A 12,080-nucleotide genomic window follows, 5' to 3' on the forward strand; every position below is an offset into this window, starting at 1 on the left:
AATCAATAGAATAAAATAAAGTTTGGTAGAATTCAAAATTTACATATCTCTCAAACACATCGTGAATCTTGTGGCAATATGTGCAGGTTTGGTAGAATTCAAAATTTACATATCTCTCAAACTGATATAATGAGTTTGTACAAAACATTTTGTTTGGTAGAATTCAAAATTTACATATCTCTCAAACCTAAATAATTAGTTTCAAAACTTATTACCTGTTTGGTAGAATTCAAAATTTACATATCTCTCAAACAATGTCATGGAATATAATCAGTATAAATTCAGTTTGGTAGAATTCAAAATTTACATATCTCTCAAACTTATGCCAAAAATGGAATTAAACCGTTTAAGTTTGGTAGAATTCAAAATTTACATATCTCTCAAACCTCAAATCGAGATTTGGAGCAGAAATTTTGAATTTAGGTATAAAAAAATGGATCGACACCGATCCAGCCCGAAGGCAATTTAGATAAAATCTTTATTTGAACTTGAATGTAAATTTTGAATCTAACTATATTATACAAGTATTTTCGTAAAAATGCAATACTATATTTCGCAATTATCCTTATCAAAAATATAAACTATTTCATTATAATTTTTATTAGATATCTTTTCAAACTTTTGGTATTCTATATTAATGATATTTATTTTATTCAAACAAACTTCTTTATAAACTTCTTTTATTTCATCTATTGTAAAAACGTTATGAAGCCCTACTATGAAAATAATTTTACAATTACATAATTCTGTTAAAACTTTTAAGAACTTTATAAATTTATCTAAAATATCATCATTATCTACATGTATTTTAAAATCTCCAAGCTTTAATAAAGATGTCATATCAATTTCTTCACCCTGTTCAATTTCTAAAGAACTATCAAATATTAATTTCTCAAAATATACTTTAATATTAGTTGATAATTCGTTATATCTAGAAACATCTTCTACCAATAATTTTAATAAAGATGAATATACTTTAGTTAATACCTTTTTGCTATTTATATCAATACTAAATATATCAGTAATTATATAACTATCTTTATCAAATTCTATTTCTTTAGAATTTTTAGAAATAGTAAAACTCCCTTCATTACCTTTATGTTGATTAATTAATTCAATAATATTTTCTCTATAATACCTTTTATTTTCAAAAACTAATGTATAAATAGTATTTTCTTCAATCTCAATTTTTCTCTGCCAGTTTTTATTAATAATCTTCATAGCTCTATTAACCTTTCATCATTATCCACATATTCAGTCTGACTCTCTCCTACTAGAAATTCTATTTTAGAAAACTGTTTTTCTGTAACTTGCAAAACTTGTACAATTCCTTCTTCAGGACAAATTTTTCTAATACTCTTCACTATTAAATCCGCACTACCTTGATTCATAGCTAGTTTTACATAAACAGACTCCTGCATCATAATAAATCCATTTTTTATTAGTGCTTTCCTAAATTTTCTATAATTTCTTCTTTGAAGAGATGTTTCAGTAGGAAGGTCGAACATTACTAACACTCTCATAAATCTATAACTCATACTTATACATCTTTATGTAGTCTAAATCATTTTCTTTTAATGCTGTGAACAAGCTACGAACATATATTTTAATAGCATTCGCTACCGTTTGTTCTTTATCATCAATCGAAATTGAATTATTAAGAATATTAACTAGTACATTTTTATGTTCTTTAGTAAATTCATCAGCTTCTAAATTAAATACTATTTCATCTACTAGTATTCTGAAAGGTTCCATAAAATCACTGGCTAGATTAAATTTATTATATGGATTTCTGTGACATAAACCTAACTGGGTAAAATATCCACACGATACAATTTCCCTATTAAATGCAGATAATATAATTGAATAACCATAATCTAACGCTGCATTCGTAAAACATTCTTTATTTCTACTAAAATCCATACCAAACATAGCATTAAAATATACCTTGGCTGCGTGACCTTCTCTATTACTATTATCATTCCACTCAAGTTCACTAAGATATTGTTCTAGTAACTTATACTCCTCTTTCTTTAATTTTTTAAGAAGTAACATTTGATTTTTTATTTTCTCATATACTATTCTAGTCCATATACGCTCCTTACTTTCACTAGTCCATTCCAATTGATTTTTATATTTAAGACTTGTGTCATGACTACCATAATATGGTATTAATTCTGAACTAGGATTTCTCTTTTCATCACAAAAAATCACTTTTATTTTATTTTTCATAAGTTCATTTAAAAGCACGGCGGTAATCGATACCGCTGTGCTTTCAATGATGATCATGTATATTTCACTAAGACTAACTTTTCTAGTCTCCGCTTCTTTTCTAACCGTTAAGAAGTTTAAGCTATAGTCTAGCTTTGCCCTATCCCTAACTATTATTGTTCTCCACGTCATTTTCTTTATCCCCTATTATTGTTATTTCTTTTTCATAGAATCCTGTAACAGATTGTTCAATTATTGAGAATTGGCTGAAATTTGATATATCTAAGCCACAATATCCTCTAGATACCGTTACCCCTATTAATTTTTTATCAAGACTAGGTTGCCTTTTATTAGTTAAAATATTAAGTAATTCAATTAATACAACAATTTGTATTTCTTTTTCTAATTTCACGAAATTAATAAACGTCTCTTCATCAATAAATTCATTATATTTATTATTCTTTTTCTTCTTGAACAAACTAGTATTCATTTTTTCTACTAACTCTTTATATAATTCTTTATTTTCTCCTTCCGTTATACTTTCCCATAATTCTCCGTCTTTATTGTCTTTTTTCCAATTTTGATATTTAGAAATAAGTTTAATATACTTTTCAAAATTATTTTCTAATACTAATTGAATAGCACTATCAATATAAATATAATCATTAAATTTTCCTCCAATATAGTATGGATAATCATTTAACTTAATATAATTGTCCTTACACAATTTTCTATATTTTAGGTTGAAGTCCTTAATTTCTTCTCCTTCTTTAATATTTATTTGTGTTTTACCAAACTCTATTAATGTAGTGTCATCTTTAATATTTTGAGAAATATATATTGGTATTGGAATAATTCTTGTTATTTTCTCTTCACCTTTTTTATTAACTAAAGTATACTCGAAAATTGAATAATAAGCTATTTTAATTTTTGTAAATCCTCCATATTTAGTTACATCTTTCACAACAGAATTGGAAGTTTTTAATGGATAATATACTCCTTCTTTTGCTTTGGCTGCCACCTTAGCTTTATATACCGTCGCATCAAACAACCCGCCTTTTTGTTCAGATGTTCTTCTTGTTACTAGTATATTGTTGTTATTCATAACTTTTTCTACTTGATGAACAGTTTTATCCATTTCCCATGCAACCGTATTAGAATTAGAAGCATTTTCATAGAACACATTGTTTAGTGAGTACTTTCTTCCATCTTTCTTATCTTTAATAAAATTAAATACATTACGAGTAAACTTCGTATCATAGACATTACCCACTACAACATTTAAGTAGGCATCTTTGGCATGGTGAAAATCATTGATTTCACGAACTTTGATTAACTGTTCAGTATTATCAGATCTTCTATTACCTTCTTTAATTTTTCCAAAGTTTTGTCTAAAGCTAGAAACATTTTCAGCTTTAGAATAACAAATTGAAGTTTCTGGATTCAATTCTCCTAATATTCCAGCTACTGCTTTTACTGATTGAGATGTTTCTACTAATTGGCGTGCTATGAAACCTGTTAATTCTTCATCTGAGAATTCTTCTGTTCTCACTAACCTGTTATATTTCTCATCCGTAATTAAACCTTTTTCTTTTAAAAATTTCCAGAATCTTCTATTGCTAGGTGTTTGAATATCAGAACCTAATGGATATCTATCTGTTTTAGCTGCATTATATTCTCTTTTTACTAATACTGTATTTGTAAAACTATCATCCTTCACTTTACTTTGTGGGTAGATGTGATCTATATCATATGCATTAGTATACAACTGAGTAATATCGATTGTTTCACCACTATACATACATCTTCCTAGCTGTGTATAGTATAGATATAATTTCTTCACCTTAAGTTTCGATGGTTCTTCAGAACTAAGTCTTTCATTTAATACCTCAAAATTTAATGCTTCTATTTCTGATTCTAACTCTTTAACATCTTTTTTTACAGCTTTATAGAATAATTCTAATTGTTTTTTACGAGAATCTGTTGGGGCTTTCTTATCCTGATTCGATCTGGTTGTCTCTACGAAGATTTTTGCAGGTGCACAACCTATAATCTTCTTAAGTTCTTCTACTATTCTTACAGTTTGCCAAATAGAACGTTTAACCGATGGTGAGACATATAAATCATCCAATATTTCTGGTGTTATCTCTGTTACATCGCGTTGTAATTCTTTATTATAATCTGTGATTTGTTCTAAATAATCAAATCTATCCGCCAATAATTCCATAAATAAAATATTATTTTGGCGCATTGCACCAATAATGTTTAAGCACTCTCCTGTTTCTTCATTATATAGTTTTTTACTTACTATTTCTGTCAATAGTTTTCTAGAAAATCTTCCCCAATCTTTATATACTAATCTAGACATTTTGGCAATTTCTTCTTCTGAATATATATCGCCATATACCGCTTCTATTTTTGCTTTTATCAGTTTTCTAGATTCACCATATAGAGTTATCCAAAGTATTATATTTTCTACATGTTCTGGATTAAATTTATCCCCAAGAATATTTTTGAAATCTCTGTATGATTTCAAATCATTTTTCACTGTAATATCTATTCCAGAAATTTCTCCTTTACCATCAATATATCCTTCAGTTTTTAACAGATTTTTAATACTTGTTTTTGTAACCTTTTTACCTTGTTGTTTAAACAGTTTCTCTATAATTGTATTTCTAGCTTCTAAACTAATTCTATTTCCATCATATTTAAGAGCATTTAATTCGTTTAATAATGCAAATTCAGAATATAATAGTGAACTTTTCGGAAGCACATCTTCCCCTCTAAGATATGTACATTTATTTGTTAAGTTTGTGATGAATTTTTCTGCACTAGAACTTTCATCAATAACCTTCTCATAGTTCCATGGTGTAACTGGAGTATGTTCATATCCCTTGTTTCTTACAGACCAAGCAAAACCATCTTCTTTCGCTTTTTTACTTGAGTTAAGAGGCCCAACATAATAAGGTATTCTAAATTCTAATAATTGAAGTACTTTTTCACTTATACTATAACCACTTTCATCTTTTTCACCTAAAAAACTATGATATTTAGCAGCATTTTCTAATATTTTTACCAATTCTTCTTTATGAATTTGATAAGGAACTACTGAATTATCTTTTGTTCTTTGTAGCGGTAAAAACTGTTCTAACTCTAAATCTTTGAATATTTCTTCTTTTGTCGAGCTTTCTTCAAGTTTAGCTAATTCTTTAACTAAGAATTTCTTAAAGTCTTCGTAATTACACCCTTTACCTTCTTCACTTTTACGAATGTAATTTACATAGTTAGTCCCTTTATCTTTATCTTCTTTAAAAATAGTTGAATATAATTCAATTTTTTTGTCTTCAGATAATTTAGAATCATTTTTTACAAGTTGTTTTAGTTTTAACAAATCGTCTTTATGTTTTTCATAGAGTTCTACTTTAGATTCTGATAGTGTTTTTCCTTCTTTTTTAATGTCAGAAAGAATAATACTATCATAAACTAACTTAGCCAAATCAAGTAACTCTATATAATTAGATAATACTTGCTCATAGTCATGACGAACTTCTTCATAAATTTTCTCTTTAAACGATATTGATTTTATAGAAGCATCTAAATCTTTATATTCATCAATAGAGAATAGTTTATCTAATGTTGTTTTTCCTCCAAAAATAAGTCTAAATACTTCTAATAATTGTTTTTCTTTTGGATAAAGTTTCTTAAGATCATTTACCTTATCTGTTAAAGTTTTTTTCTCTAATGAAATATTCGCAATTTTACCAGCAATTTCCTCTGTTACATCAAATCCTACATGAAGTATATCAAGTTCTAATAATTCTTTAATTAAATTGTTTAAATTTCCATCTTTAAAACTTTGACCCTGTAGTAAAAAATGACCTCTATTTTTTAGAATATGATGTATTGCTAAAAATACTTTTCTTATATCAGGGTTTTCTTCAGAAATTAACTTCGCCCTCAAATGATAAACTGTTGGATATTCTTTATAATAATCTTTATCAGTATAACTCGCATCATTAAAAATTGCATAAGGAACTTTATGAGTTTTATCTTCATAATGATATTGGCTTTCTTTTAATCTTAAAAAGAAAGTCTTATCTACTTTTTCTATCTCACTAGCAAATAATTCCTCAAGTAAATTTAAGCGCCATTTCCTTCTTTGCAGTCTTCTTCTTCCTGAACGATAATTTCTACGTTCTTCTGCTGTTGTAGCTTCTTCAAATAATCTAACTCCCCATAATCTTTTTCTATTTTTTCTAATAACTTTATATTCTGTATCCGTCGCAGCCCATCCTACACTAGCTGTACCTATATCTAGTCCTAAATACCACGTTTTCTTACTCATTTTAATTTCTCCTTTTAGCTATTTACATAGATTTACTGTAAAGCACTTACAATATCTATTTTACCATATCTAGATAAAATATCAAAAAATAATTTATAGTATTTATCACATTTCGTTATACAGTCATAATTATAATTAAAATACCCCTTTCACTATTATATTCAGTAAAAGGGGTACATATCAATCATTATTTTATAATAGGCTTTCTATAAGTTATTATTAATTATAGAATCCTGAGACATCATCACTCAAATCAATTAAGATATTTTTCATTTGTGAATAATGTTCCAATATTACTTTATGAGTTTCTCGTCCGATACCTGATTTTTTGTATCCTCCAAATGGTGCGTGTTCAGGTATTTGATTATAAGTATTTACCCATACTCTTCCAGTTTCTACTCTACGTGCAATATTTAATGCACGAGTAATATTTTTAGAAAATACAGCACCCGCAAGTCCGTATTCACTATCATTTGCTTGTGAGATAACTTCTTCATCAGACTTAAATTTAATTATTACCGATACAGGTCCAAACACTTCTTCTTGAGATATACGACAACCATTGTTTACACCTGCGATTAATGTTGGCTTAACAAATGCACCTTTGTCACAACCATTTTCAGTGTATCGTTCTCCACCAACAATTACTTCTCCACCTTCTTTTTTTGCCAATTCTATATAATTTATAATTTTATTTGCTTGTTTTTCATCAATCTGACTTCCCATTTGAGTATTAGGATCTAAAGGATTACCTATTCTAATTTTAGCGAATTTTTCTTTTACTTTCGTCACAAAATCATCATAAATTCCTTCTTGAACAAAAATTCTAGATCCTGCACAACATACTTGACCTTGATTAAATAAAATACCAAGTTGAACTCCATCAAGCGCTTTTTCAATATCAGCATCATCTAAAATAATATTAGCTGATTTACCACCTAATTCTAATGTTGCTGGAATTAGTTTTTCTGCTGCGGCAACAGCAATCTTTTTACCTATTTCTGTAGAACCTGTAAATGCTAATTTATTTAAATCTTGATGATTTTTTAGAAATTCTCCTGATTTACTTCCACTACCTGTAATTACATTCAATACTCCCTTTGGAAGAACATCTTGAATTAATTCAATAAATGTTAATAAACTAAGTGATGTTATACTTGATGGTTTTAAAACAATTGTATTCCCCGCTGCTAACGCTGGTGCAATTTTCCATGCAGCCATTAAAAACGGAAAGTTCCATGGAATAATTTGTCCAACTACACCAATAGGCTCTCTTAATACTATACTTAAGAATTTCTCATCTAATACTGTTGCTTGCCCTTCATCTGCTAATATACAGCCGGCAAAATATCTAAAGTGTCTTGCACTAAACGGCACGTCTACATTTAAAGTTTCTCTAATTGGTTTACCATTATCTAAAGATTCAACAGTAGCCAACAATTCAGTATTAGCATCAATTATATCAGCAATTTTATTTAATAACTCTGCACGTTTTGATGCTGTAGTGTATTTCCATGTTTTAAATGCCTCTTGCGCTGCTTTAACAGCTTTGTTTACGTCTCCTTCTGTAGCATCTGGAAAACTAGCTAAATATTCTGAAGTAGCAGGATTATATGATTTTAAAACCGATTTATTTTCGGCATCAACCCACTCTCCATTGATATACATTTGGTAATTTTCTTTTTTTAATTTAGTCATATTTATTTCTCCTTTAGTTTTATATTGTAATTTTATACTAACATCAATTTAATACGTTTACAACATATCTGTTTCACACAGTGGAACATAGTATAAATATTATAATATTTATACTATTATAAACAATATTTTTTACTAAATCACCTTAAATTAAAGGTTGTTATTAAGGTAAACTTAAAAATATACATTCGATACATTTAATTATATTAATGAACTTTAACTTTATAATTATTACAGAATTCAACACTATTTCTTTTAAAGAAAAATATTAACTTTAAAATTTTGATTTATCACTTTATTACTTAAATTAAAAGTGTTAAAATTGAAATTAAGGGGGTAATATTTATGAATAAAAAAGTTTTCATAGTATTTTTTATATTATTTATCAGCATTTCTTTATTAATAATTACTATTTTCAATACACATGGTGAAAACTATAAAGAGGCAACTATAAATAGCGTCTTAATAAAAGGAGATACAACAAGATATAAGGTTAAATTTGTAAAAAAAATAGATGGAGATACAATTGTGGTAAATTTTAATAATAAAGATCTGAAAATTAGATATTTGCTAATTGATACTCCTGAAACGGTTAAACCTGGTGTCAAAGTACAAAGATTCGGTCCTGAAGCGAGCGAACTAAACGGTAGACTATTAAATAACGCCAAAACAATAGAGATCGAATTTGATGTATATCAAAAAGAAGATAAATACCACCGAGGTTTATGTTATGTCTATGCTGATGGAAAAAGTGTTCAAGAAGAATTATTAGCTGCAGGTCTAGCTGAAATTAAATATGTTAAACCTCCAGATGTTAGATACCTTGAACGCTATAAAAAAGCACAAAATAAAGCCAAAAGTAACAAACGTAACCTTTGGTCCAATTCATAAAATTTATTTCTAATATATTTGATTAATATTATTTAAAGAGGTGCTGACCCAAAAGTCCTAAAATTTAACAAAGTTCACATAGACAAAGTGGTTTATTGATTTCAAAAATGGCTTTATAAAAATTTTTTAGATATCTAATAAAAGGGAGTGGCTCAACAAAATCTATTTCTCCGAAATCACGATTTTTGAGCCACTCCCTCTATATTTTATTATTTTAATTTACTATTTTTATATGAAAATGCAAAGTATATAATCATACCTACGATTATCCAAACGATGAAGATAATCCATGTTGTTAAAGTAACACTATATAATAATGCTCCAAATAATACGATAGAGATAATCGGTAATACTGGCATACCAGGCACTCTAAATCCTCGTTTTAAATCTGGGAATTTTTTATAGAATACAATAGTTGTATAACTTACTAATGCAAATGCTATAATAGAAGCAACGTTTGCTAAATCTGCTAAGTTACCTAATGGCAAGAATCCAGCTAAAACTGCTGTTAAAATTCCTAATCCCCAAGTTACTGTGCTTGGCACTTTGTTAGAATTAACTTTTGTTAATCCTTTTGGCAATAATCCATCACGTGCGATTGTATATGTAATACGAATACCCGCATACATGAATGATAAGATACCCGCCATAAGTCCAACAACTGCTCCAAGAGAAACAATACCTGCTACTTTATTTTGACCTACTTCTTCTAGTACAAACGCTAATGCATCTCCAGTTCCTAATCTACTATAGTCAACAACTCCAGTTAATACTAGGCATACTAAGATATAGAATGCAGTACAAACAATCATAGTGATAATAATTGCTTTTGGCAATGCTTTTTCTGGATTAATTGTTTCTTCAGCAGAAGTAGAAATCGCATCAAATCCTAAGTATGCAAAGAATACTGTTGTTGCAGCTAACATTACACCAGAGAATCCTGTAGGTGCAAAATTATTTGTCCAGTGAGTTGGTTCAACATAGAATGATCCAACAACGATAAATAAAATTACAATACCAACTTTCGCAGCTACCATAAGGTTATTAACAAGTTTACTACTTGAAGTTCCTTTAGATAGAATAAAAGTAATAAACAGTACAATTATAATCGCTGGAATATTTCCATATCCTCCTAATGAAGGTAATGTATAAATCTCTTTGGGAAGTTCTACACCTAATCCTGCTAAAAGACGAGAGAAATAGCTTGACCAACCATTTGCAACTGTTGCTGCTGTTAGAACATACCCTCCTATTAATACCCATCCAATAGCATAGGCAACAATTTCACCAACTGATACATATAGATATGTATAAGTACTACCACTTGATGGGATTGTTGACGCCAATTCTGCATAGCACAGTGCTGCCAAACAACAGGCTAACCCTGCAATTAAAAATGAAAAAACAACCGCCGGACCTGCTTCAGCTGAAGCTTTACCAGTTAATACCAAAATTCCTGATCCAATAATCGCTCCAATCCCGAACAAAACTAAATCCATGGTTTTCATCGTGGGATTTAACGTTTTGTTTCTAGATTCTGCTAAAATTGAATCTATTGATTTTTTTCTAAAAACGCTCATAATATCCTCCTAATTTTAAATATTCTCCCCTATTAATATTATTTACTAATTATATCATAGTCAATTAATATTTACTACTATATCATCTACTTATGTAAGTAAAGAAAAAACAAATTAATAAATAACTTAATAAATTGATATATTGAATTACATAATTAATTTTTTATATTTTTTTAAAAAAGGAAGGGAAAAAAACGTATATAAACATCCTTCCCACTTCCTCTACAATATAACTATTTTATATTTTCAGTTTTTAATATTATATTACAAAGCTTGTTCCACCGGAGTATACTCGTATCCTAAATCATCTGCAACTGCTTTGAACGTTACTTTTCCGTTAGCCACGTTAACTCCTGGTAATAACTCTGGGAATTTAGCTACTGCATCTTTAACACCTAATTTAGCGATAACTTTTACATACTTAGCAGTAGCATTACATAATGCATATGTTGCTGTTTCTGCCACAGCACCTGGAATATTGGCTACTGAATAGTGTAATACCCCTTCTTCCACAAAGATAGGATTGTCGTGACTTGTTGGACGTCCTTCTGTATATTCAGTTGTACCACCTTGGTCAATTGCTACGTCAACGATAACACCACCATCCGGCATATCTTTAATCATTTCTTTTGTAACAAGTTTTGGTGCTTTAGCTCCCGGAATTAAAACTGTACTTACTACTAAGTCTGCAGATTTAATTGCATTAGCAATATTAAGTTTATTAGAGTAAACTGTTTCTACTTTTCCACCGAAGATATGAGATAATTCTGTTAAACGATCTAAGTTAACATCAAGCATTGTAACACGAGCACCTAGCCCTGCTGCTGCAGTAGCTGCCGCTGTTCCAGCAACCCCTGCACCAATAACAACTACATGTCCTGGTTGTACACCTGGTACCCCTTGTAATAATTTCCCTTTACCACCTTGAACTTTAGATAAGAATCTAGTTCCCTCTTGGATTGCCATTCTTCCCGCAATTTCACTCATAGGTCTTAATAAAGGTAATGTACGACCTACTTTTACTGTTTCAAAAGCAATACCTATAGTGCCTGATTCCACCATTGCTTTAGTTAGTTCTGGGTCTGCTGCTAAATGTAAGTATGTATAAATAATCAAACCTTTTCTAAAATATTTATATTCTGATGGGATTGGTTCTTTAACTTTATAAATCAAATCAGATTTATTCCATACATCTTCTGCTTTATCTAATAAAACAGCACCCACTTTTTCATACTCAGCATCTGAAATACCTGAAGCTAAACCTGCTCCTTTTTCTACATACACAGTGTGTCCATCTAGCACTAATTCATGTACTACTCCCGGTATAGCAGACACTCTACTTTCATTATTTTTAA

At 29.0% G+C, this 12,080-nt stretch carries 8 protein-coding genes and 1 CRISPR repeat array; of the genes, 1 reads left to right on the plus strand and 7 read right to left on the minus strand.

Annotated elements, in window-relative coordinates:
• Window positions 1-20 precede the first annotated feature (20 nt).
• Window positions 21-386: a CRISPR direct-repeat array (repeat unit 36 nt; unit sequence GTTTGGTAGAATTCAAAATTTACATATCTCTCAAAC).
• 160 nt (window positions 387-546) lie between these two features.
• The 5 genes from csn2 to RWS90_RS06900 form a co-directional block, all read right to left on the minus strand.
• Window positions 547-1,221 (minus strand): type II-A CRISPR-associated protein Csn2, encoded by a 675-nt coding sequence (gene csn2, locus RWS90_RS06880; RefSeq protein ID WP_314549897.1) that lies wholly within the window; start codon window positions 1,219-1,221, stop codon window positions 547-549.
• Window positions 1,218-1,538, minus strand: a complete 321-nt coding sequence (cas2, locus tag RWS90_RS06885; RefSeq protein WP_314549899.1) for a CRISPR-associated endonuclease Cas2 — start codon at window positions 1,536-1,538, stop codon at window positions 1,218-1,220. The genes csn2 and cas2 overlap by 4 nt, the downstream gene beginning before the upstream one ends.
• Window positions 1,528-2,403: a type II CRISPR-associated endonuclease Cas1 gene (gene cas1, locus RWS90_RS06890; RefSeq protein WP_314549901.1), complete on the minus strand. Its 876-nt coding sequence runs from the start codon at window positions 2,401-2,403 to the stop codon at window positions 1,528-1,530. Before cas1 ends, cas2 begins: the two co-directional genes overlap by 11 nt.
• The gene (gene cas9 / locus RWS90_RS06895; protein WP_314549903.1) at window positions 2,378-6,556 is read right to left on the minus strand and encodes a type II CRISPR RNA-guided endonuclease Cas9; all 4,179 of its coding nucleotides are present in this window, start codon (window positions 6,554-6,556) and stop codon (window positions 2,378-2,380) included. Before cas9 ends, cas1 begins: the two co-directional genes overlap by 26 nt.
• Window positions 6,557-6,775: 219 nt before the next feature.
• Window positions 6,776-8,254, minus strand: coding sequence for an aldehyde dehydrogenase family protein (locus RWS90_RS06900; protein ID WP_314549905.1), 1,479 nt, complete (start codon window positions 8,252-8,254; stop codon window positions 6,776-6,778).
• Window positions 8,255-8,599: 345 nt separating this feature from the next.
• Between RWS90_RS06900 and RWS90_RS06905 the strand changes: the two genes are divergently transcribed.
• A complete protein-coding gene (locus RWS90_RS06905; protein ID WP_314549907.1) occupies window positions 8,600-9,145 on the plus strand; it encodes a thermonuclease family protein in 546 nt (181 codons plus the stop codon).
• A gap of 209 nt (window positions 9,146-9,354) precedes the next feature.
• Here RWS90_RS06905 and RWS90_RS06910 read toward each other — a convergent pair whose 3' ends face one another.
• The gene (locus RWS90_RS06910; protein ID WP_314549909.1) at window positions 9,355-10,725 is read right to left on the minus strand and encodes an amino acid permease; all 1,371 of its coding nucleotides are present in this window, start codon (window positions 10,723-10,725) and stop codon (window positions 9,355-9,357) included.
• A 264-nt stretch (window positions 10,726-10,989) separates the two neighbouring features.
• Window positions 10,990-12,080, minus strand: a 1,091-nt coding sequence (gene ald, locus RWS90_RS06915) for an alanine dehydrogenase (RefSeq protein ID WP_314549911.1), incomplete at its 5' end; no start/stop codon positions are given.

The organism is uncultured Gemella sp., assembly GCF_963529685.1.
Lineage (GTDB): Bacteria > Bacillota > Bacilli > Staphylococcales > Gemellaceae > Gemella.